Source organism: Pseudomonas taiwanensis, assembly GCF_013393345.1.
Taxonomy (GTDB): domain Bacteria; phylum Pseudomonadota; class Gammaproteobacteria; order Pseudomonadales; family Pseudomonadaceae; genus Metapseudomonas; species Metapseudomonas resinovorans_C.
The window spans coordinates 125,104-147,610 of record NZ_QJRF01000066.1 but is presented as its reverse complement, the minus strand read 5'-3'; the positions used below and the strand labels follow the sequence as shown (position 1 = coordinate 147,610).

Annotated in this window: 21 protein-coding genes; 13 read left to right on the top strand and 8 right to left on the bottom strand. The window is 64.5% G+C overall.

Going from position 1 to position 22,507, the window contains the following annotated elements; translation table 11 throughout:
- The first annotated feature begins 30 nt into the window (after nt 1–30).
- Both DM872_RS18460 and DM872_RS18455 read left to right on the top strand, forming a co-directional pair.
- On the top strand, nt 31–345 hold the full coding sequence (locus DM872_RS18460; protein ID WP_179060838.1) for a 3-phosphoglycerate kinase: 315 nt from the start codon (nt 31–33) through the stop codon (nt 343–345).
- 160 nt (nt 346–505) lie between these two features.
- Nucleotides 506–1,105, top strand: a complete 600-nt coding sequence (locus tag DM872_RS18455) for an FMN-dependent NADH-azoreductase (protein WP_179060837.1) — start codon at nt 506–508, stop codon at nt 1,103–1,105.
- 260 nt (nt 1,106–1,365) lie between these two features.
- Here DM872_RS18455 and DM872_RS18450 read toward each other — a convergent pair whose 3' ends face one another.
- The 3 genes from DM872_RS18450 to phhA all read right to left on the bottom strand — a co-directional run bounded on the left by DM872_RS18450 (nt 1,366) and on the right by phhA (nt 3,825).
- Nucleotides 1,366–2,559, bottom strand: a complete 1,194-nt coding sequence (locus DM872_RS18450; RefSeq protein WP_179060836.1) for an amino acid aminotransferase — start codon at nt 2,557–2,559, stop codon at nt 1,366–1,368.
- Nucleotides 2,556–2,912 (bottom strand): 4a-hydroxytetrahydrobiopterin dehydratase, encoded by a 357-nt coding sequence (locus DM872_RS18445; RefSeq protein ID WP_077525746.1) that lies wholly within the window; start codon nt 2,910–2,912, stop codon nt 2,556–2,558. Before DM872_RS18445 ends, DM872_RS18450 begins: the two co-directional genes overlap by 4 nt.
- A 121-nt stretch (nt 2,913–3,033) precedes the next feature.
- On the bottom strand, nt 3,034–3,825 hold the full coding sequence (gene phhA, locus DM872_RS18440; RefSeq protein WP_179060835.1) for a phenylalanine 4-monooxygenase: 792 nt from the start codon (nt 3,823–3,825) through the stop codon (nt 3,034–3,036).
- A gap of 260 nt (nt 3,826–4,085) precedes the next feature.
- Here phhA and DM872_RS18435 point away from each other — a divergent pair, with 260 nt between their 5' ends.
- Nucleotides 4,086–5,645, top strand: a complete 1,560-nt coding sequence (locus DM872_RS18435; protein ID WP_179060834.1) for a sigma-54-dependent transcriptional regulator — start codon at nt 4,086–4,088, stop codon at nt 5,643–5,645.
- Between the two features lie 324 nt (nt 5,646–5,969).
- On the opposite strand, the gene mdtI is transcribed toward DM872_RS18435, so the two are convergent.
- The 3 genes from mdtI to DM872_RS18420 all read right to left on the bottom strand — a co-directional run bounded on the left by mdtI (nt 5,970) and on the right by DM872_RS18420 (nt 7,963).
- Entirely contained in the window at nt 5,970–6,299 is a 330-nt protein-coding gene (gene mdtI, locus DM872_RS18430) for a multidrug/spermidine efflux SMR transporter subunit MdtI (RefSeq protein ID WP_179060833.1), read from the bottom strand.
- Entirely contained in the window at nt 6,296–6,652 is a 357-nt protein-coding gene (locus DM872_RS18425) for an SMR family transporter (RefSeq protein ID WP_179060832.1), read from the bottom strand. The genes mdtI and DM872_RS18425 overlap by 4 nt, the downstream gene beginning before the upstream one ends.
- Before the next feature lie 429 nt (nt 6,653–7,081).
- Entirely contained in the window at nt 7,082–7,963 is an 882-nt protein-coding gene (locus DM872_RS18420) for a LysR substrate-binding domain-containing protein (protein ID WP_179060831.1), read from the bottom strand.
- 138 nt (nt 7,964–8,101) lie between these two features.
- Here DM872_RS18420 and DM872_RS18415 point away from each other — a divergent pair, with 138 nt between their 5' ends.
- Both DM872_RS18415 and DM872_RS18410 read left to right on the top strand, forming a co-directional pair.
- Nucleotides 8,102–8,740, top strand: a complete 639-nt coding sequence (locus DM872_RS18415; RefSeq protein ID WP_179060830.1) for an FMN-dependent NADH-azoreductase — start codon at nt 8,102–8,104, stop codon at nt 8,738–8,740.
- A gap of 10 nt (nt 8,741–8,750) precedes the next feature.
- On the top strand, nt 8,751–9,056 hold the full coding sequence (locus DM872_RS18410) for a DMT family transporter (RefSeq protein ID WP_179060829.1): 306 nt from the start codon (nt 8,751–8,753) through the stop codon (nt 9,054–9,056).
- Between the two features lie 224 nt (nt 9,057–9,280).
- Here the strand turns inward: DM872_RS18410 and DM872_RS18405 are convergent, their stop codons facing one another.
- Nucleotides 9,281–12,388 carry a transglycosylase domain-containing protein gene (locus DM872_RS18405; protein WP_179060828.1) on the bottom strand — a complete coding sequence of 1,036 codons (3,108 nt, stop codon included), beginning with the start codon at nt 12,386–12,388 and terminating at the stop codon, nt 9,281–9,283.
- Nucleotides 12,389–12,936: 548 nt separating this feature from the next.
- On the opposite strand from DM872_RS18405, the gene DM872_RS18400 reads away from it, so the two are divergent.
- The 8 genes from DM872_RS18400 to DM872_RS18365 all read left to right on the top strand — a co-directional run bounded on the left by DM872_RS18400 (nt 12,937) and on the right by DM872_RS18365 (nt 21,971).
- Complete coding sequence (locus DM872_RS18400) at nt 12,937–14,337, top strand: amino acid permease (protein ID WP_179060827.1); 1,401 nt, start codon at nt 12,937–12,939, stop codon at nt 14,335–14,337.
- 114 nt (nt 14,338–14,451) lie between these two features.
- Entirely contained in the window at nt 14,452–14,859 is a 408-nt protein-coding gene (locus DM872_RS18395; RefSeq protein WP_179060826.1) for a VOC family protein, read from the top strand.
- Nucleotides 14,860–14,937: 78 nt separating this feature from the next.
- On the top strand, nt 14,938–15,759 hold the full coding sequence (locus DM872_RS18390; protein WP_179060825.1) for an aldo/keto reductase: 822 nt from the start codon (nt 14,938–14,940) through the stop codon (nt 15,757–15,759).
- Between the two features lie 233 nt (nt 15,760–15,992).
- Nucleotides 15,993–16,772 (top strand): efflux RND transporter periplasmic adaptor subunit, encoded by a 780-nt coding sequence (locus DM872_RS18385; RefSeq protein WP_179060824.1) that lies wholly within the window; start codon nt 15,993–15,995, stop codon nt 16,770–16,772.
- Entirely contained in the window at nt 16,769–18,088 is a 1,320-nt protein-coding gene (locus DM872_RS18380; RefSeq protein WP_179060823.1) for an efflux RND transporter periplasmic adaptor subunit, read from the top strand. Before DM872_RS18385 ends, DM872_RS18380 begins: the two co-directional genes overlap by 4 nt.
- The gene (locus DM872_RS18375) at nt 18,085–20,181 is read left to right on the top strand and encodes an efflux RND transporter periplasmic adaptor subunit (protein ID WP_179061009.1); all 2,097 of its coding nucleotides are present in this window, start codon (nt 18,085–18,087) and stop codon (nt 20,179–20,181) included. The genes DM872_RS18380 and DM872_RS18375 overlap by 4 nt, the downstream gene beginning before the upstream one ends.
- A 24-nt stretch (nt 20,182–20,205) precedes the next feature.
- A complete protein-coding gene (locus tag DM872_RS18370; RefSeq protein WP_179060822.1) occupies nt 20,206–21,006 on the top strand; it encodes an aspartyl/asparaginyl beta-hydroxylase domain-containing protein in 801 nt (266 codons plus the stop codon).
- Nucleotides 20,994–21,971 (top strand): sulfotransferase family protein, encoded by a 978-nt coding sequence (locus DM872_RS18365; protein ID WP_179060821.1) that lies wholly within the window; start codon nt 20,994–20,996, stop codon nt 21,969–21,971. Before DM872_RS18370 ends, DM872_RS18365 begins: the two co-directional genes overlap by 13 nt.
- Here the strand turns inward: DM872_RS18365 and DM872_RS18360 are convergent.
- Nucleotides 21,959–22,450: a GNAT family N-acetyltransferase gene (locus DM872_RS18360; RefSeq protein ID WP_179060820.1), complete on the bottom strand. Its 492-nt coding sequence runs from the start codon at nt 22,448–22,450 to the stop codon at nt 21,959–21,961. The two genes, DM872_RS18365 and DM872_RS18360, sit on opposite strands and share 13 nt — an antisense overlap.
- Nucleotides 22,451–22,507: the final 57 nt, after the last annotated feature.

Below are 22,507 nucleotides of genomic sequence, written 5' to 3'. Positions count from 1 at the left end.
AGCTGGCGGCCTCTGCACTGGAGATCGCCCATGAAAAAGCTGTGCTGTGCCTTGTTCGCCCTGCTGCCAACCCTGGCCTTCGCTTACCCCATCGAAGTGGAGAAGCAGTACAACGGCGCCGAACTCGTCTACGACACCACGGACATCGACAACAACCTGGCCGCCATCAACATTCAGAACGTCGGTGGAACGCCGGCAGAGTGCAAGGTGGTATTCGTGAACGGCCCGGAGACCCCAAAGGTGCGCAAGGCCGTCATTGAGAACGGCAAGAGCGCTTACCTGACCGCTAATTTCAGCCGCGCGATCATCAAGCTGCGGATCAAGCTGACTTGCAATCCCAAGTAGTCAAAACGCGAATTCGGGCACAGCAAGCAGCCTAGTGCCCCTCCTACTACAAATCAACTTTCTTGATATTTTGAAGCGGATATTTCCGCTTTTTCATCGATTAGTGACGATCTAATCTGCGCCCCATCGACGCAATCAACCCCCGATGGAGGTAGCCCAAATGTCCCGTGTACTCGTCATCGAAAGCAGTGCCCGCCAGCAAGGTTCCGTTTCCCGCCAGCTCACCCAGGACTTCATTGCCAAGTGGCAAGCCGCCCACCCGGCAGATGAAATCACCGTTCGCGACCTCGCCATCGAACAGGTTCCGCACCTGGACGGCGATCTGCTGGGCGGCTGGATGAAGCCCGCGGACCAGCAGAGCGACAGCGAGAAAGCCGCCCTGCAGCGTTCCAACCTGCTGACCGAGGAACTCCTGGCTGCCGATGTACTGGTCATGGCTGCCCCCATGTACAACTTCGCCATCCCCAGCACCCTGAAGTCCTGGCTGGACCACGTGCTGCGCGCCGGCGTCACCTTCAAGTACACCGAAACCGGCCCGAAAGGCCTGCTCACCGGCAAGCGTGCCTTCGTCCTGACCGCTCGCGGCGGCATCTACTCCGGCAGCCCCATGGACCATCAGGAACCTTACCTGCGCCAGGCCATGAGCTTCATTGGTATCCATGACGTGACCTTCATCCACGCCGAAGGCCTGAACATGGGCAACGAGTTCCAGGAGAAAGGCCTGGCTTCGGCCAAGGCTCAACTGGCACAAGTTGCCTGATTCACCGCTTCGCTCCCTCAAGGTGCGCGGACGCTCCGCACCTTGAGGGTCTGGTTTTCCAGAAGCATCGTTAAACGACGAGCGCGGTGCTACGACAGCGGTGAATTGCGCCGGGAGAAGTCAAACAGGTTGGTACGGGGCGAAACGAGGCGGGGGACGGAGGGCAAGGCTTTGCTTCCGTTAAGACCTCATCTGCTAACGGCTGCAAAACATCCCACAGATTGGGCTCTCCGAGCCACAACCTGTGGGAAGCGCGTGCCTCAGCAGACCTTGGCGATGGCAGCGGCCAGGTCGGCGATGCGGCTGTGGTCCAGCCCCGCGACGTTGGCCCGGCCGGTGCTCACCATGTACACGCTGAACTCCGCACGCAGGCGGGCCACCTGTTCAGGCGAGAGGCCGGTGTAGGAGAACATGCCGCGTTGCGCGCCGATGTGGGCGAAACGATCCGCGAGGCCATAGGGCTGCAGGGCTTCCACCAGGCCAGCACGCAGTTCTGCGACGCGTGAACGCATGACTTCCAGTTCCGTCATCCACTGGGTCTTGAGCGTGGCGTCACCGAGGATGGTGGCGACCACCGCGGCGCCGTGGGCGGGCGGGGTGGACCAGAGGTTTCGGGCGAGGAAGGCCAGTTGGCTGCGAACGTCGACCAGCTTCTCGGTGTCGGCGGCGCAGACGATCAGTGCGCCGGTACGCTCGCGGTAGAGACCGAAGTTCTTCGAGCACGAGCTGGTGACCAGCACTTCCGGCAGCGCCTCGGCGAACAGGCGCACGGCCCAGGCGTCTTCTTCCAGGCCATCACCGAAACCCTGGTAGGCGAAGTCGATCAGCGGCAGCAGCTCGCGCGCCTTGACTACCTCCAGCACCTTGCGCCAGTCGTCCTGGGAAAGGTCGAAGCCGGTGGGGTTGTGGCAGCACGCATGCAGCAGCACCACGTCACCGTTGGGGATCTGCTCCAGGGCTGCGAGCAGGGCGCTCACATCCAGGCGGTTGGCCGCATCCACGTAGGGATAGTGACGGACCGCGATGCCGGCACCGGCAAAGATGGTTTCGTGGATCGGCCAAGTCGGATCGCTCAGCCACACGCCACGGCCCGGCAGGTTGCTGGCGATGAATTCCGCCGCCAGACGCAGTGCGCCGGTGCCGCCCGGAGTCTGGGTAGCACCGGCGCGGCCTGCAGCCTCGAGCGAGTTGCCGGTACCCAGCACCAGGTCCAGCAGCAGTCGGCCGAAGGCCGCGTCACCGTGGCCGCCGATGTAGGTCTTGGTGGTTTCGGTGTCCACCAGGCGTTGCTCGGCGAGTTTCACTGCATGGGGAATGGGCGTCAGGCCCCGGGCGTCCTTGTAGACGCCCACGCCAAGGTCGATCTTGGCCGGGTTGGGGTCCAGGCGGTAGGCGTCCATCAAACCGAGGATGGGATCGCCGGGCACCCGGCCTACCTTGGCGAAATGGCTCATTTACGGCCCTCGGCGGTCTCCGCGACCTGGTCGGTACGAGCGGACATGATGAAGTCGTTGCGATGCAGGCCCTTGGCCTCATGGCTCCACCAGGTCACGGTGACCTTGCCCCACTCGGTCAGCAGACCCGGGTGATGACCTTCTTCCTCGGCAATGGCGCCCACTGCATTGGTGAAGGCCAGGGCATAGCGGAAGTTCTTGAAGCGGAATTCCTTCTCCAGCTGCATGACGCCGTCACGCACTTCGATATTCCAGTCGGGGATCTGCTTGATCAGTACGGCCAGTTCTTCGTCGGATACCAGCGGTGCGTCGGCGCGGCAGGCTTCGCAATGGGCTTGGGACAGGGCGGTCATGGGGGGCTCCAGTATTTTTGTAGGTTGGGCAGAGCGAAGCGAAGCCCAACGCGTGGGTTGTTGGGCGTCGCGGCGTTCAGCGGAACGCCGCCCGGCCCAACCAACGTTCATTCCGTGTGACTCAGGCAGCCTTCGGCTTCGGCGGGAACTTGGGCGCGTGCAGGCCCATGCCCATGGCCTTGTGCACCAGCGCCATGATGTCTTCATGGGCCAGGTCGAACAGGCGCTTGAGGTCCGGCAGCACGAAATACAGCGGTTGCAGGATGTCGATGCGGTAGGGGGTGCGCATGCATTCCAGCGGGTCGAAGGCCTGGTGCTCGGGCTCACCCGACAGAGCGTAGACCGTCTCCTTCGGCGAGGAGAGGATGCCGCCGCCATAGATACGCCGGCCCTGCGAGGTTTCCATCAGGCCGAACTCGATGGTCATCCAGTACAGGCGCGCGAGGTAGACACGCTCCTCTTTGGTGGCCTTGAGGCCGAGCTTGCCGTAGGTGTGGGTAAATTCGGCGAACCAGGGGTTGGTCAGCAGCGGGCAGTGGCCAAAGATCTCGTGGAAGATGTCCGGCTCTTGCAGGTAGTCCAGCTCTTCCGGCGTGCGGATGAAGGTGGCTACCGGGAATTGCTGGCTGGCCAGCAGTTCGAAGAAGGTCTGGAAGGGGATCAGCGCCGGAACGCGGGCAACGCTCCAACCAGTGGTCGCCTGGAGCACCTTGTTGATTTCGCCCAGTTGCGGAATGCGGTCATGGGGCAGGCCGAGCTGCTCGATGCCGTCGAAATATTCCTGACATGCGCGGCCTTCGATCACTTTCAACTGGCGGGTGATCAGGGTGTTCCATACCTGATGGTCGGTTTCCGGGTAATGGATGAAACCGTTGGCATCGGGTTCGCGGGCCACGTACTGCGTCGTTTTCATTCGGCCTCCTGGGGGATGGGGCTTCGTTGTTGTGTTGCCATATCGATAGCGCAGACCGGGCCACAACGCAGCAGGGGCAAGGCCTGCATAGGACCAGGCAGGGTCGTCAAAGCGTAAGGAAATATTTACAGTGGCGGCGGGGAGGCCAGATATCGCCTTGTCGGAGCGGCGATATGTCACATATTCTTGACGGAAAAGTGGGGTCGAGAACGGATTCTTTCGTCGATTACCCAAGGAACAACCCGACCCAGGGGTGCTTGATGCGTATCAAAGTCCATTGCCAGAACCGCGTGGGAATCCTCCGCGACATCCTCAACCTGCTCGTCGATTACGGCATCAACGTCAATCGCGGTGAAGTCGGCGGCGACCAGGGCAATGCCATCTACCTGCTCTGTCCGAACATGATCAACCTGCAGCTGCAGTCGCTGCGGCCGAAGCTCGAAGCTATTCCGGGCGTGTTCGGCGTCAAGCGCGTGGGACTGATGCCCAGCGAGCGCCGCCATCTGGAGCTGAACGCGTTGCTGGGCGCGCTGGATTTCCCGGTGCTGTCCATCGATATGGGCGGCTCGATAGTCGCAGCCAACCGCGCGGCGGCCCAACTGCTTGGCGTGCGCGTGGACGAAGTGCCGGGAATCCCGTTGTCGCGTTATGTCGAGGACTTCGACCTGCCGGAACTGGTGCGCGCCAACAAGGCCCGGATCAATGGGCTGCGCATCAAGGTCAAGGGCGACACCTTCCTCGCCGATATCGCGCCGTTGCAGTCCGAGCACGATGAAAGCGAAGCCCTGGCTGGCGCGGTGCTGACACTGCATCGCGCCGACCGGGTTGGCGAGCGCATCTACAACGTGCGCAAGCATGAGCTGCGAGGCTTCGACAGCATCTTCCAGAGCTCCAGGGTGATGGCCGCTGTGGTCCGCGAAGCCCGGCGCATGGCACCGCTGGATGCGCCGCTGCTGATCGAAGGCGAGACCGGCACCGGCAAGGAACTGCTGGCCCGCGCCTGCCACCTGGCCAGCCCACGCGGGCAGTCGCCGTTCATGGCGCTGAACTGCGCCGGCCTGCCCGAATCCATGGCCGAGACCGAACTGTTCGGCTACGGCCCCGGCGCCTTCGAGGGCGCCCGACCGGAAGGCAAGCTCGGTCTTCTGGAACTCACCGCCGGCGGCACCCTGTTCCTCGATGGTGTTGGCGAGATGAGTCCGCGCCTGCAGGCCAAGCTCCTGCGCTTCCTGCAGGACGGTTGCTTCCGCCGGGTGGGCAGCGATGAAGAGGTTTACCTCGACGTGCGGGTGATCTGCGCTACCCAGGTGGACCTGTCCGAACTCTGCTCCAAGGGCGAATTCCGCCAGGACCTCTACCACCGACTCAACGTGCTGTCGCTGCACATCCCGCCATTGCGCGAGTGCCTGGACGGCCTGCCGCCGCTGGCGGACCACTTCCTCGATTCGGCCAGCCGACAGATCGGCTGCAGCCTGCCGAAACTGGCGCCGCAAGTGCTGGACAAACTCGGCCACTACCACTGGCCGGGCAATGTGCGGCAACTGGAGAACGTGTTGTTCCAGGCGGTTTCGCTGTGTGATGGCGGCACCGTCCGTCCCGAACATATCCGCCTGCCGGACTATGGCGCGCCGCAGCCCTTGGGCGACTTTTCACTGGACGGCGGGCTGGACGTGATCATCGGCCGCTTCGAAAAGGCGGTGCTGGAACGGCTCTACGCCGAGCATCCCAGCAGCCGCCAACTGGGCAAACGCCTCGGGGTTTCCCACACCACCATCGCCAACAAACTGAAGTTGCACGGATTGGGCAAGGACGAGAGTTAGACCATCGTTCAATGGTCCGGGGGAGGGAGGATGCGTAAAAAGGGTCCTGTCTGAATCTTGCGTGATGCGGACACAAGCGTTTCTGACATTCCTCTCCCGGAATGATTGGGCGGGCGACCAGATGGTCGCCCCTTTTTTTGCCCGCGATTTTTTGGCGGGTGCAGCGGCCGGACGATGACGTAGGTTGGGTAGAGGAACGAAACCCAACGAGCGGGGCCGGTGTGTAGGGTGGATGTCGCTTTTTACATCCACCAGCGTGGCCAGGCTCAACACCCATGGTGGATCGATGAAGCGTGATCCACCCTACAGGGGCATTTCCGAGTTTCACGCCAGTTTCAGCAACCCCATCCCCACCAGCAGCAATCCCAATCCGAGCCAACCACGGCCCGCCAGGCGCTGGCCGAACAGCGTCCAGCCCACTGCGACAGTGGCGAGGATGCCGAAACCGCCCCAGATGGCATAGGCCAGCGACAGGTCGATACCGCGTACCGCCTGCGCCAGTGCGGTGAAGGCCATCAGGATGCAGAGAATCGCCGCACCCCCCAGCAAACGACGGCGGAAGCCGTCGGAATACTTCAGCAGCACGTTGGCCAGCACCTCCAGGGCGATGGCGGCGCCGAGCCAGGCGAAGTGAATCCAGGTCACGCCGTTCATGCCATCACCTCCTGGCCGTGGGCCTCGTGTGCGGCACGGGTACCGAACTTGATCAGCAGGATGCCGGCGATCATCACCGTCAGGCCGAGCGCTTTGATCAAGCCGATGCTCTCGCCCAGCCAGGTCACACTGACGAGGGTGATCAGCACGATGCCAATACCTTCCCAGAGGGCGTACGCCACGCCGACCGGCACCCGCTTGATTGCCAGCGACAGGAAGAAATACGACAGGCCGATCAGGCCGTACATCAGCACGTAGCCGAACACGGGGGCGTGCTCGGCGGCGAACTTCATCGAAGTGGTGCCGACGACTTCAAAAAGAATCGCGGCCAACAGATAGAACCAGGAACGCATGGTGCCCTCCCATGGGCATGCAGAGCCCTCCGCCCGGAGGCGAACGACGTGTTTGCAGGAAATCCTGACCTTGGAACATCGGGGTGCGCCCGACGCTTCCACGGCAATGAGGAAAGGGGAGGGGCTACAGGTCGCCGGTCCAGTGGCGCTCGCGGGAAGCGAGGCGGGCGAAGAGGAAGGGGTGGAGCAGTGTGTTCAGCATAATGAACACAATGTTAGCGATATTGAGGGTGAAAGGCAATTTAGTGGCTGTGGTGGCTTGTCGCGGCTGAGTTTGTGTTCGTTATTTTGTTCGATTTGGAGGGGCGCTTTTCCTGTAGGGGCGAATTCATTCGCCAAGCAGGCCGAAGGTCTGCCCTCCCAGGCAGGGTCTGCTGCGCAGTCCTTGGCGAATGAATTCGCCCCTACAATTTGTGCGCCCCACACCGCTCACCCAACTTCCCGACTCAACCAGTCGAAGAAGGCCTTCACCGGCGGGTGCCGTTCACGCCCCGGCACGCAAAGCGTCGAGTAGCCCGCGCCGGCGACACTGATTTCCGGCCGGAAGGGCACCAGCAGGCCGCTGGCCAGGCTTTCCGAAACCAGGATCGAGCTGGCCAGCACCAGGCCCTGGCCTGCGATGGCAGCTTGCAGGGCGTAGTGTTCCTCGTCGTATTCCCGCTGCGGTGCGCTAGCCAGCAGGTGTTCCGCTCCAGCCGCCTGGCACCAGGCCTTCCAGCCCAGCTCGTAGAGCAGGGCGTTGCGCCAGCGCACCGTGATCAGCGTCGGCAATTCGTTGCCGAGTCCGGCTACCAGGGCTGGCGATCCATAGACGCCGAAGCATTCGTCCAGCAGGCACTGGCTGTGCAGGTTGGGGTAATCGCCCATGCCGTAGCGGATCACGAAGTCGACGCTGGCGTCCTGGTGCAGGTCGATCAGGCTGTTGCTGGTATCCAGGCGCACGCTTACTTCCGGGTGCTCGGCGTAGAAGCGGCCGAGCCGGGGGATCAGCCAGAGCGCGGCAAACGCCGGCGTGGTGGACAGGGTCAAGTTGCCGCTGCTGCGTTGCGGGCGTAGCTGGTCGAGGGTCTGGGTGACCTCCAGCAGGGCGCCATGGAGGCTGCCGAACAGACGCTGGCCGCAAGCCGTCAGGCGCACGCTGCGGGGTAGACGGTCGAACAGTGGCACCCCAAGCCAGCTCTCCAGGCCGCGGATTTGGTGCGACACCGCTGTCGGCGTCACTGCGAGTTCTTCGGCGGCGGCCTTGAAGCTGGAAAGGCGCGCAGCGGATTCGAAGGTGCGCAGGGCGGTCAGGGGAAGGCTGGAAAACATGAAAAGCTCCATGGATGAATCCAATTCATCCAAATGAAGTAATCCTCATTTGTCCGAAATGGCTGGCGTCACTAGCTTAGCGCCTGAGTTTCCGCCAATTCATGTGCTTCTGGAAGCACAGTCATCAAGGAGATTGAGATGAGTACCATTCTTTCCGTGCAAGGTAGCCCGCGTGGCGAGCGTTCCCATTCCCGTCGTTTGCAGGAGTCCTTCCTCAAGGCCTGGCAGGCGCGGCAGGAAGACGCCCAGGTGCTGCGCCGCGAAGTGGGGCGGGTGGCCATTCCCGCCGTCACCGAAGGCTGGATCGCCGCCGCCTTCCATCCAGAACCCGAGGCGCGCACCGAGGTGATGAAGGCGGACCTCGCGGTGAGCGACCTGCTGGTGGACGAGCTGTTCTCGGTGGACCGCCTGGTGATATCCGCGCCCATGTACAACTTCGGCGTGCCCAGCGGGGTCAAGGCCTGGGTCGACCAGATCGTGCGGATTCGCCGCACCTTCGACTTCGACCCGAACAAGCAAGGCAATCCCTATACCCCGCTGGTGCTGGGGCGCAAGGCGCTGATCATCACCACCCGTGGCGACCACGGCTACGGCCCAGGTGGCGCCAACGCCCACATGAACCATTCCGACGCCTACCTGCGCACGGTGTTGGGTTACATCGGCATCACCGACGTCACGGTGGTGGCGGTGGAGAATGACGAGTTCGGTGGCGAGGCGTTCGAGCAGTCCTACCAGCGTGCCGAACGGACTTTGGCGGACCTGGCGGAAACTTTCTGAGGAGGCGGCCATGGCCTGGATATTCCTGCTGGTAGCCGCGTTCTTCGAAGTGCTCTTCGCCATGGGCATGAAGTACGCCGAAGGCTTCACCCGGCCCTGGCCCAGCGTGTTGGTGGTGGTGGCCGCGGTGGCCGGGATCTGGTTCCTGACGCTGTCCATGCGCGTGCTGCCGGTGAGCATCGCCTACCCCATCTGGACGGCCATCGGCACCCTGGGCACGGTGCTGCTGGGATTCCTCTTGCTGGGAGAAGCGTTGACGCCGACGAAGCTGGTGTCGGTGGTGTTGATCGTCGCGGGAGTGGCGGGGCTCCGGTAGGTTGGTACGGGCGGCGCTCCGTCAGAGCGAAGCGAAGCCCAACGCATCGTGTTTCGGTTGAGCTCCAATGTTGGGCCGCGCTGCGCTTGGCGCCAACCTACGGAGGTGTGGAAATGGCGGGCTCCGGTAGCCCGTAGGGTGGATGTCGCTTTTCACATCCACCAGCGTGGCCGGGCCTGACGCCGATGGTGGACCGATAAAGCGTGGTCCACCCTACGAAAGGCCTACCGCCTGCTCACCTGCACGGCCGGCGCCAGGTCCTGGCACTGGGTGTTCAGGCCGGGGGCGAGGTAGGGCTGCAGTATCGGCGCCATGCCCTTGAGGACCTGCACGGGCAGGGCAGAGGTGAAGCTGAACTTGTCCGCCTGGCTGCCTTCGACGAAGGCAGTGAGGGTGCCGAAGTGGCGCGGACCCAGATAGAAGACGAAGGTCGCGGTGCGGTTCATCGCCTTGGAACTCTTCACCGTGCCCCAGCGGGTCACGGTCTGGATGCGGTTGTCGCCGGTGCCGGTCTTGCCGCCCATGACCAGCGGCTGGCCGTCAGGCAATGTGAAGCTGCCTTGCAGGCGTCGGGCGGTGCCGCCTTCAACCACCTTGGAAAGCGCATCGCGCAGGGTCGCGGCGACTTCCGAGGTCATCACCCGCTTGCCTTCGCTGGTCTGCTGGCCCACCAGAGTTTCGTAAGGGGTGTCGGCTGCGAAGTGCAGCTGTTCGATGCGCAGGGTGGATTGGCGCACGCCGTCGTTGAGGATGATGCCCATGAGTTCGGCGAGGGCGGCCGGGCGGTCGCCGGAGCTGCCCAGGGCGGTGGCGAGCGATGGCACCAGGTGGTCGAAGGGGTAGCCAAGGGACTTCCAGTGTTCGTGGATGTCGAGGAAGGCTTCCACCTCCAGCATGATGCGGATGCGCTTGTCGCGAGCGTATTTGCGCTTGGATTTGAACAGCCAGCCGTAGACTTCGCGACGTTCGTCGCCACTGGCCTCCACGGCCTCCCGATAGGTCGCCTGCGGGTGCGCCTGCAGGTAGCCGAGCAGCCAGAGTTCGAGTGGGTGCACGCGGGCCACGTAGCCCTGGTCGTTGAGGTCGAAGGCGCCGGGGCCGTAGCGTTTGTAGAGGTCTTCCACGCGCTTGTCGGTCAGCGCCGGGTTGGCCTTGGGCACCCGCTCGCGCATGAACGCGGCGAAGGTGGCGAGATCGGCCTGGGGTTGCAGGTAGCGGTGGATGGCGGCCATCCGCGCGCCCCAGGGGTTGAGGCCGTCGAGGAAGGTCGACATGCGTTGCTCCGCATCCTTGCCCTGGTACTTGTTCCAGAAACGGCGCAGATAGGTCTGGCTTTCGCGGGACACGAACAGGTCCAGGTAGCCCTGGCGGCGCGGGTCCTTGTCGTCGGACAGGAGCTGCATCTTGCCACCGTCGGGGCGGTACATATCGTGCCGCACGATATCGCGCATCAGACGCACGAACGGCAGGTTGATGGATTCGCGCAGGGCATCGCGCAGGGTGGGGCGACGATCGTTGTCTTCCTTGCGGAAGTTGTTGAAGGTGTGCAGCCCGCCACCGGTGAAGAAGGCTTCATAGGGGCTGGCGGAGTACTTGCGGTCCAGGGCCGCCTGGAGCATGGCGTCGAGGTTGCGGTCCTTGGTCATGATCAGGTAGTCGATGGCCCACTTGGTGATGAAGTCCAGCGGGTCGACCGGAACCTTGCGCAGCTCCGCCACCGGCAGGCCGGCGTAGCGCTGGTGCAGGGTGGCGATGTTTTCCAGGTAGGTGGCGAGCACCCGCAGCTTGGCGGTGGAGCCCAATTCCAGCTTGCTGCCTTCGTTGATGTCGAAAGGCTGGTCGGTGTTGTCGGTCTGCACGCGCACGCGGTTGCCCGACGGGGTGCGCTCGAAGAGGGTGAAGCTGTAGCGCACTTCGCGGGTTTTCTCCGGGGACAGCAGGCGTTCGCCGTATAGCCCGACCTGCTCGGCGAAGGCTGGGTCGGCCAAGTGGCGCAAGTAGTCGGTCACGGCGTTCTGCAATTCGCTCTGCAAGGTGCTGTTGGCGGTGAGATCAAGGCGGTCCAGGTCATAGAGCGGCATCTTGAGCATGCTCGAGAGGCGGCTGCGGGTGACGCTGATGCCTTTGTTCGCTTCCACGGCCTGGAGCGCCGGTTCCTCCACCCAGTTGCGGAAGCGCAGCCTGGCAGCCAGGGCGGCATCGCGTAGTGGCGTGTCGATGATCCCTGCGCCAGCCAGCACGCGGATATGGCTGTCGGTCAGGGTGTTCAGCTCTTCATGGGCGCTGGAGAGGTAATAGGAAGGACGGCGCTGGGCGATGAACAGCGAGAGCACCTGGCGCATGGCCAGGCCGCGTTCGGCCAGGTCGCTGTCCTTGTTCCCCAGTATCTGGTTGACCCGATTGAAGTCGGCGCCGTACCAGACACGCAGCCCATCGGCGACGCCGTGTACCTCACCGTGCCCCGGCGCGGCCGAGAGCGGCACGCTGTTGAGGTAGTCCATGACGATGCGTTCGCGGGCGGCCAGGGTTTCCGGGCCGCCCTGGTAGGCGCGCACGCTGGCGGAGACCATCTGGCGGATCTTTTCCGAGGCCGAGGCGGTGCGGCCGTAGGGCGAATGACGGTATTTCTCCAGTTGGGTGGCCAGCGTACTGCCGCCCGCCGACTGGCCGTCCAGGTCGATGGCCTTGCCTACCTGGGTCAGTGCCGCCTTGGAGAAGCGCGGCCAGTCCACCGCCGGGTTGGCCAGCGGCGTTTCCTGATCCAGCAGTTTGCGGTTTTCGATGAACAACAGGCTGCTGACCAGAAGCGGGGGGATGCTGACGAAATCCGGGTAGCGCTGCTGTGGATAACTGAACTGATAGAAGGGCAGGCCACGGCAGTCGCAGATGCTGATGCCGGCCTGGCTCTTTTCCCGGTAGGGCGGGAACAGCCCGCGATCGGCGTAGTTGATCAACGCCGGCGAGAAGCGCGTCTGCTGCTCAATCGCATAGCCGCGTTTTTCCAGGCGTTCGAGCATCTCCGGCAGGGAGGCATAGCCCAGGCGGCGGTCGAAGGGGCCGTCGCCGGGATAGCGGATTGCCTTGCTCGGGCCATCTTCCAGCTTGTAGCTCAGCGTCGCGGCGTAGCGGCTGAGTTCTCGCGCCTGAAAGCGCGACGTCTGCATTTCATGAGTGGCGGCAGCAGCGACGATACCGCTGGTCACCAGGAAAATGCTCCAGAACAGGAGACGGTGCCTGCGGCGTGGCGGCTTTTCCGGCGGAACGCCGGAGTCATTGAGACTACCTGGGGGTACCTCGTTCCTGGTTTCGTCGGATTGCCATATTGCGCCCATAGTCCACCGGCCTGGCCTGTCACCGCTCTTGATTGCAATGTTAGTAGGTCGTCGGCCGGCTGCATGGTGGAGTTGCGGCAAAAACGGGAGCGAATCAATGACAGGCGACAATCGGATGCAACTCGACAACAGCTGGCGCGCCAACGTTTCAAGTTGGACACGTCCCGCGCGAGAAAGTCGCAGCGAAGGCCGGCACTTGGCCATCGACCGGGCTTTGCGGTACCCCGCGATGGGTTTCGTTCCTCAACCCATCCTACGAATATGAAAAGTCGAAAAGCAGGATGGGTTGAGCTTGCGAAACCCATGGGGCGGGTCGCGAAAGACGGCGCTCCCCACCCGTTCCACTGGTACTTCAGTGCACCAAAAGTAGGCATGACGTTGCCTCGTCTTTGTGCAAGACTCGCCGCCGATCTCGGACGCGTCTGCGCCCGCCGGACCGTTCCGCCCCACAAGGACGGCACTTCCAGGCGGCCAAGGGTCGTTACCACGACCCGGCTTCTCGGCTACGCGGCTGACTCCTCGACAACTACAAGATGAGGTACCACCCCATGTCCGTAGCTGATCATCAGCCACAACATGAATCGCTGCACCGAGACCTCGGTGAGCGTCATATCCGCCTGATGGCTTTGGGCGCTTGCATTGGCGTCGGGCTGTTCCTGGGTTCGGCCAAGGCCATCCAGATGGCCGGTCCGGCCATCATGCTGTCCTACATCATTGGCGGGCTCGCCATTCTGGTGATCATGCGCGCCCTCGGCGAGATGGCTGTGCATAACCCCGTGGCGGGGTCCTTCAGCCGTTATGCCCAGGATTACCTCGGCCCGCTGGCCGGCTTCCTGACCGGCTGGAACTACTGGTTCCTCTGGCTGGTGACCTGCGTGGCGGAAATCACCGCCGTGGCTATTTATATGGGCGTCTGGTTCCCCGAGGTGCCGCGCTGGATATGGGCCCTGGCGGCATTGATCAGCATGGGCGGCATCAACCTGATCGCCGTGCGCGCTTTCGGTGAGTTCGAGTTCTGGTTCGCCCTGATCAAGATCGTCACCATCGTCGCGATGGTGGTGGCCGGCACCGGCATGATCGTCTTCGGCTTCGGCAATGACGGTATTGCCACCGGCATTTCCAACCTCTGGGAACACGGCGGCTTCATGCCCAACGGCGTGCAGGGCGTGCTGATGTCCCTGCAGATGGTGATGTTCGCCTACCTCGGCGTTGAGATGATCGGCCTCACCGCCGGCGAAGCGAAGAACCCGCAGAAGACCATTCCCCAGGCCATCGGCTCGGTGTTCTGGCGCATCCTGCTGTTCTATGTCGGCGCGCTGTTCGTGATCCTCTCCATCTATCCGTGGAACGAGATCGGCACCCAGGGCAGCCCCTTCGTGATGACCTTCGAGAGCCTGGGCATCAAGACTGCCGCCGGCATCATCAACTTCGTGGTGATCACCGCTGCGCTGTCGTCCTGCAACGGCGGCATCTTCAGCACCGGCCGCATGCTCTACAGCCTGGCCCAGCAAGGCCAGGCGCCGCGCGCCTTCGCCGTCACCTCCAACGGTGTGCCGCGTCGCGCGCTCCTGGTGTCCGGTGCTGCACTGCTGCTGGGTGTGCTGGCCAACTACCTGGTGCCGGAGAAAGTGTTCGTCTGGGTGACCTCCATCGCCACCTTCGGCGCTATCTGGACCTGGGCGATGATCCTGCTGGCGCAACTGAAGTTCCGCCGCAGCCTCACCCCCGCCGAGCAGGGCAAGCTGCAGTACCGCATGTGGCTGTTCCCGCTCAGCTCCTACCTGGCCATGGCCTTCCTGGTGCTGGTAGTGGGCCTGATGGCCTACTTCCCCGATACCCGCGTCGCGCTTTACGTAGGGCCGGCCTTCCTGGTGCTGCTGGTGGTGCTGTACAAGGCGCTCAACCTGGCTCCTGCCAAGTCGGACGAGCCGATCGGCGACGCTGCCTGATCTTCATCGCTCCACCATCGGGCCCGCCATGTGCGGGCCCGATGCTTTTTGGCGACAGCGAATTGCCGGAAGCGACTAGGCTGAATCCATCCACTTTCTACGGAGATCATCGCCATGGCCGGTTCAGCTGCCATTCCCTGCCTGCGTTACCGCGACGCGCCCGCCGCCATCGGCTGGCTCTGCCACACCTTCGGCTTCGTCGAGCATCTGGTGGTGCCCGAGCAGGACGGCAGCATCTCCCATGCCCAGCTAAGCCTTGGCGACGGCATGATCATGCTCGGTTCCGTGCGCGACACTGATTACGGCCGCCTCATGCGTCAGCCCGATGAAACCGGCGGGCTTGGCACCCAGAGCATCTATCTGGTGGTGGCCGACGTCGATGGTGTGCACGCCCGCGCCGTGGCCGCCGGCGCCACCATCGTGCTGCCGCTGAAGGACGAGGATTACGGCGGACGAAGCTTTACCTGCCGCGACCCGGAAGGCCACCTGTGGAGCATTGGCTCGTACGATCCCTGGGCTTGAGCCGCTCGGTCCATTGCCGGAAGATCGCGCCCCAGCTGCCGGCAATCCCGACTGAACGGAATTTCCGAGGAATACGCCATGCAAAGCATCACCTTCCCAGACGGCACCCAGGTGCCCGCCATCGGCCAGGGCACTTGGCACATGGGCGAGAACCGCAGTGAACGCACGCGCGAAGTCGCGGCGCTGCGCCAAGGGCTGGAGCTGGGCCTTCGCCTGATCGATACCGCCGAGATGTACGCCGAAGGCGGTGCCGAGGACGTGGTAGGCGAAGCCATTGACGGTCTGCGCGATCAGGTCTTCCTGGTCAGCAAGGTCTACCCGTGGAACGCCAGCCGCCGTGGCACCGCCGTGGCGTGTGAGCAAAGCCTCAAGCGCCTGGGCACCGACCATCTCGATCTTTACCTGCTGCACTGGCGTGGCGAGCATCCGCTGGAGGAAACCGTGGAAGCCTTCGAGCGCTTGCGCGAACAGGGCAAGATTGCGCGCTGGGGCGTTTCCAACCTCGACCTTGACGACCTTCACGAGTTACCTGCTGGTTGCGCCGCCAATCAGGTGCTGTACAACCCCGAAGCGCGCGGTATCGAGTTCGACCTGCTGCCCTTCCAGCAACAACAGGGCATGCCGCTCATGGCCTACTGCCCGGTAGGGCAGGGCGGCAAGCTGCTGCGCAATGCGGCGATGCAAGAGGTCGCGCGTCGCCACCAGGCCAGCACCGCCCAGGTGGCCCTCGCCTGGACACTGCGCCAGGACGGTGTGATTGTCATTCCCAAGGCCGTCGACCCGCTGCACCTGAAGCAGAACGCCGAAGCCCATAAGCTCCAGCTCAGCGCCGACGACCTCGCCCTGATCGACCACAGCTTCCCGCCGCCACGGCGCAAGCGTCCGCTGGAAATGGTCTGAGGTGCGGATTCGCCAAGCTAGCTCCTACACGATCGACCGTCGCTACAGCGCGCATTGTCTGTAGGAGCCAGCTTGCTGGCGAAATGGCCGGCATTCGCTAGCAAGCTAGCTCCTACACGTGCTTCACCCAGCGCTGGGTCCTCCATGGTGGCAAGATAATTCCTCCGACCAGATTCCTATTGTCCGACAGCTCTCATAGACTCTTGCCCACTTCTTTCCAGGGAATGGCCTTGATGAAACGCACGCTGTGGACGTTGTTGGGCTTGGTTGGGCTGATCGCTACCGCAGGGGCGGATGAGCCGCCCGCGCAGGATCCCTTGCTCGACGTCCCCGCTGCAGCGAGCGCTTCGGGCAGTGAAGCCCGTGGCGTGCTGCGTGCGCGCAACCAGGCCGTCCTGGCCAGCGAACTGGCCGGGCGCATCGTCGAAATGCCCTATGCCGAAGGCCAGGCGTTCAAGAAGGGCGAGGTGCTGGTGCGCTTCGACTGCAGCGCCTACCAGGCCCAGCTCAACGCCGCCAATTCCGCCGTGCGCGCCGCCCGCGAAGAACTGAAGAACAAGCAGCAACTGGCTGCCCTCAATTCCGTCGGCCGTTTCGAAGTGGCCCTGGCCGAGGCGCGCCAGGCGCAGTCCCAGGCCGAAGCGCAGGTCTACCAGGTGCAGGTACAGCGCTGCCAGGTGAAGGCCCCCTTCGACGGCCAGGTGGTGGCGCGCAAGGTGCAGCCCCATGAGAGCGTCGCCAGTGGCGCGCCGCTGCTGGATGTGGTGGACAACCGCACCCTGGAGATCCACCTGCTGGTGCCCTCGCGCTGGCTGAGCCGGCTCAAGCCCGAGCAGGCCTTCGAATTCGTGCCCGACGAAACCGGCCAGCCGTTGCACGCGGTGGTCAAGCGCCTTGGCGCGCGCATCGACGAAGGTAGCCAGACCCTGCTGCTGATCGGCGGTCTGCCTGCCGAGGCACCTGGCCTGTTGGCCGGTATGAGTGGCACCGCGCACTTCCCGGAGAAGCCATGAACGCAGCTGCACCGGGGGCAGTCGAGCGCGTCTTCGCGCTCTTTCTCGGCCTGCAGCAACAGGCTCGCCAGAAGATCAGCACCGAGCAGCTGGCCTTCGCCATGGTCAACGACGGCCAGGCCCTGTTCGGCTTTCGCCATGCGGCGTTGCTGATCGCCGGCAAGGTGCAGGCGCTGACCGGGATCAGCCTGGTGGAGCCCAACGCGCCCTTCGTGGCCTTTGTCGAACGCGCCGCCGCGCAGTTGCTTGGCCAGGACCGGTTAAGCGCAACGGCCGCCATCGACGCCGAATCCCTCGACGAGCAGTCCCGCGCCGATTGGCAGGCGTTGTCCGCCGCCCACGCGTGCTGGGTTCCTCTGAAAGACCGTGGTGGTGAAGTCTTTGGTGGGCTCTGGCTGGCCCGCGAGCATGCTTTCAATGACGCCGAGCTGGCGTTGCTGACCCAGCTTGGTGACACCTACGCCCACGCCTGGCTGGCACTGCAGCCGCGCAAACCCTGGCGCCTGCGCTGGCCGAAGAAGAAGCTGCTGGCCATTGCCGGCGGACTCTGTCTGCTGCTCCTGATCCCGGTGCGCCAATCGGTGCTGGCGCCCGCCGAAGTGGTGCCCCAGGGGGGCCGGGTGGTCGCAGCGCCGCTGGACGGGGTGATCGCCGAGTTCCTGGTCAAGCCCAATCAGAACGTCGCTGCGGGCGACCTGCTGGTGCGCTTCGATGCCACCAGTCTCAAGGCCCAGGCCGACGTTGCCGAGCGCGCCCTGGGCGTCGCCGAGGCCGAACTCAAGGCCAACACACAACGTGCCTTTGCCGATGCGGAATCCAGCGCGCGCATTGACCTGCTCGCGGCTCGAGTGGAGCAGAAGCGCGCCGAGCGTGACTATGCCCGCCAGCTGCTGGCGCGTAGCGAGGTACGCGCCGAACGTGCCGGTATTGCGGTATTCGCCGACGCCGAGCGCCTTACCGGCAAGCCGGTGCAGACCGGCGAGCGACTGATGCAGATCGCCGATCCGACCCAGGCCGAACTGCGCATCGAGCTGCCGGTGGGGGATGCCATCGCCCTGCAACCCGGCGCCGAAGTGGCGCTGTTCCTCGACAGCGATCCGCTCAACCGTCATGCCGCGCGCCTCGAACGTTCCGCCTATGAGGCCCAGTCCACCGCCGCCGGGCAACTGGCCTACCGCCTCGATGCCGCCTTCAGTGACGCTCCGCCGCGTATCGGTCTGCGAGGCACCGCCAAACTCTTCGGCGACCGCGCGCCATTGGCCTACTACCTGCTGCGCCGGCCGCTCGCCGCGTTGCGTCAGAGCCTGGGCTTCTGATGCTGCCCGCGCTGCGTCCTGACCTTCAGCTGTCACCGGCCGCGCCTGGCCTGGACGGTGCTCCCCAGTGGACCCTGGCCGATCCCTTGCGCGGCCGCTATTTCAAGCTGGGCGCCGCTGCCGTGCGCCTGCTGCGCCACTGGGCGCTGAGCGATCCGCAGCGGGTGCTGGAGGCCGCCAACGCCGAGCCGGGCCTGCCCCTGGGCGGTGCTGAGCTGGAAGAGATGCTGCGTTTTCTGCGCGGGCATGACCTGATCGCCGCGTCGGATGAGGATCAGCGCGCCAGCTACGCGATGAAGTCCGCTGCCCAGCAGCAGAGCCTGGGCAAGCGCGTGCTGCATCAATACCTGTTCTTCCGCATTCCGCTGTGGCGCCCAGACGCCTTCCTCAACCGCGCCTGGCCCGTGCTGGAGCGCAATGGCCATTGGTTGCTGCGCTGGGGCCTGCCGCTGGTGTTTGCCCTCGGGCTGTTTCTGGTGGTGCGCGACTGGCAGCGCTTCATCGCCACCTTCCCGCACCTGTTCAGCCTCGGTGGGGCGGTGGCCTTCGGCGTGGCCCTGACCTTTGCCAAGCTCTGCCACGAATTCGGCCATGCCTTCATGGCCAAGCGCGCTGGCTGCCGGGTGCAGAGCATGGGCCTGGCCTTCATGGTCCTGCTGCCGATGTTCTACACCGACGTCAGCGACGCCTGGCGGGTCAATGACAGGCGCTCACGATTGCTGATCGGCGCCGGTGGTGTGCTCGCCGAACTGGTACTGGCGGTGTTGGCGTTGCTGGCCTGGTCGCTGCTGCCGGACGGCCCGCTGCGCACCTCGGCCTTCATGCTGGCCAGCGCCACCTGGATCACCACGCTGCTGATCAACCTCAACCCCTTCATGCGTTTCGACGGCTACTTCCTGCTCAGCGATCTCTGGGGCGTGGACAACCTCCAGGCGCGCGCCTTTGCCCTGTGCCGTTGGCGCCTGCGCGAGGTCTTGTTCGGCTACGGCGAGCCCATGCCCGAACCTTGGCAGCCCGCCATGGCACGGCGACTGATCACCTGGGGCTATGGCTCTTGGCTGTGGCGCGCGGTGCTGTTCTTCGGTATCGCCCTGGCGGTCTATCACCTGTTCTTCAAGGTGCTGGGCATCTTCCTGATGCTGGTGGAGCTGGTCTGGTTCATCGGCCTGCCGATCTGGAAGGAGTTGCTGGAGTGGTGGCAGCGCCGCGATCAGGCGAACCCGCGCAAGGTACTGCTGACCGGCAGTGGACTGCTGGTGCTGCTGGCCCTGCTGGTGCTGCCGTGGCGCAGTTCGGTCGAGGTCCCCGCGTTACTCGAAGCCTCCCGTGCCACGGCCCTGCATGCGCCTGTGGCGGCACGGCTGAAGGCGTTGCAGGTGAAGGATGGTCAGGCGGTGGAGCAGGGCACGCTGCTGCTGGAACTGGAATCCCCTGACCTGGATTCGCGCCAGTCCATCGTTCGCCGCGAGATCGAAATCCTCCAACTGCAACTACGCCGCCAGGCAGGGCGCAGTGAAACCGCCGCCGACGCCGGCATCCTCGAACAGCGACTGGCCGAGGCCGTGGCCGAGTACCGCGGCCTGGCCGCCCAGCGCGAACGCCTGCAACTGCGCGCACCCCAGGCTGGCGTCGTGCGCGACCTGCTGCCCGATCTCACGGTTGGGCGTTGGCTAAGCCCGCAGGAGGCCCTGGCGCGAGTGGTGGAACCCGGCCAGCGACTGCGCGGCTACCTGGCCGAAGAATATCTCTGGCGCGTGCAGTCGGGGGCGGAGGGCCGCTTCATCGCCGACGACCCGGCGCGCCCCGCAATTCCGGTACGGCTGGAGGAGGTGGATGCCACCGGCGTCGCTTACCTGGAGCTGGAAGCGCTCAGTTCCGATCATCACGGCCCCATCGCCGTGCGCCGCGATGCCCAGCACCGCGCCGAGCCGGTGCAGGCCCAGTACGGCGTGCGTCTTAGCCTGCTGGACGATTCCATCCACCCGGCCCAGCCGCTGCGCGGCGTGGTGGTTCTGGACGGGGAAGGGCAGTCGGTCCTCGGTTTCGCCTGGCGCCGTCTGGCGGCGCTGGGGGTGAGGGAAAGCGGTTTCTGATTTCCAAGGAGCAAGGACGGTTCCATGCCAATCCCCCCAATGCCGATTTGCTCGCGCCTGCCTTTGACGTTCGAGCTGGCACCTCTGCTGGAAGCCCTGGGGCGAATCGACGATGCCGCGTGGCAGGGCCACTTCAATACCGGCTACTACGAGGGTGACTGGAGCGGTGTCGCTCTGATCGCTCCAGACGATGCGCCATTGCCGCTGGCTCCCGGACAGGGCGAGCCGGTTCGCAGTGGCTGGTGGCAACGAGAGGCCGCCTGGAACGAACTGCTGGATGCCTTCCACACCACGGTGCGCAGTGCGCGCTTGCTGCGCCTGGGGCCAGGCTCGCGCATCCATGAACACTGCGACCCTGACCTCGGCATGCCAGGCAGCGACCTGCGCCTGCACGTGCCGCTGCTGAGTCCGACAGGGGTGGAGTTCCTCGTTGATGGCCTGCAAGCGCCCATGCAGCCGGGGCAATGCTGGTTCCTCGATCTGTCCCGCCCGCATCGTGTGGATAACCCCGGGCCGGGCGAGCGCATTCACCTGGTGCTGGATTGCCAGCCCAACGATTGGCTGCTTGGACTCATCGAGCAGGGGCTGCCCGACACACCCGCGCTACAGCCGGGGAGGGCGGGGCAGGCATTTGCCCGCTTCCGCGAACTGGTGGAGCGGGATGCGCAGTTGGCCCGGCGCCTGCGCGCACTGACTGATATGGGTGAATTTCAGCGTGCGGCAGTAGCCATGGGCGCCGAGCACGACCTGTATTTTTCTGAAGCGGAAGTCCTGGCGGCGATGCGCCAGGGCAAGCGGGCATGGAACGATCAATGGCGAGCATGAACCCGGAAGATTTCAGCGGCTGGCTGCCCATCCGAGCGTGGCAGCAGGAAGGCGAGTGGCGGGTGGACTGGTGCTGGTTTGGCGAGCAGCGGTTGACCCGGCCCTTCTTTCGCGACGACGTGGATCAGGCCCTGCGCCTGCCCTTCAATCAGGCGTTTCGGCGCGAGACCAGCATCCAGGCGTTGCTGGCCTGGCAGGCCGCAAGCCCCGGCCTGGCGCCAGATGCTTTCATCTTTCATGCCTCCCGCTGCGGTTCTACCCTGATCGCGCAGATGCTGGCCTGCCTCGACAGCCATGTGGTCCTGTCCGAGCCTCCGCCTCTGGACAGCCTGCTGCGTGGTCACTATCAGGACGGTCTCGCCGGCGCTGTCCAGGAGGCTGCCGTTGTCGCGATGCTTTCGGCATTGGGTCAGGCCCCATCGCCTTCGGCGCGGCACCTGGTGGTCAAACTGGATGCCTGGAACCTGTTCGAATTACCCATCCTGCGGCGCTGCTTCCCGGATACGCCCTGGGTGTTCCTCTATCGCGATCCCCTGGAGATCGCCGCGTCGCACCTGCTGATGCCCGGCATGCACATGATTCCCGGACAGCTCGGGGTTTCACCGCTGAACGAGACGGGGGAAGCCACGGTGCCACGCGAGGACTACATCGTCAGGCGGCTGGGGCGCCTGCTGGAGCAGGCGGCCGCGATGTGCCGGGAATACGGTGGGCTGGCGCTCAATTACAGCGAGCTGCCCCACGCTGCTGTGGGCCAGCTGCGCGAACGGTTGCGGCTGGCTCCGGATCAGCTGGAGGTGGTCATGGCTGCCAGTCGGCAGAATGCCAAACGGCCAGGCGAGACGTTTGCGGCGGACGCGCAGCAGAAACGCGATTCGGCACCGGCTGCCTTGCGCGATGCAGTGTCTCGCTGGGCGGAAGGTCCTTACCAGGCGCTGGAGGCGCTGCGTCTGGATCAGTCGCGCTGAACGGGCTCGCGGCGCATCTGCAGCTGCACCTCGTCCGTGCTTGCGGGCAAGGCGCGGAATCCCAGGCGCTGGTAAAGGCGGATCGCCGGGTTGTGCCCCATGACCGCAAGTTCCAGCGCTTTGCATTGCCGGTCTGCGCGGCGGGTGAGATCCCCCAGCAGCCATTGGCCGTAGCCGCGCCCGCGATGATGGGCTTCCAGGCCGATTTCCAGCACGCGTATGGTGCTGGCGCCTTCATGAAGGGTAATGAGCCCGATGGGCGCATCGTCCAGCAGCACCAGTTCCGTGTGGGCTTCGGGATAGTGGCTGGCGAAAACTCGTTGCTGGAGCTGCCATTGCTGTTCGAGAAGGGCGGGGCAGGCAGCAATCATGGCCGGGTCCAGCCCGCGCAACTGGGCGAAGAGCTGACGCATCCAGGGCTCGTCGGCCGCATTGGCTACCCGCTTGGTCAGCATGTCAGTCGTCTTTATCTCGATCATGCGCTGCTGTAATTTCCTCTACCGCCCAGGCCCGTGCCTGAATTCCTAACGATCAGG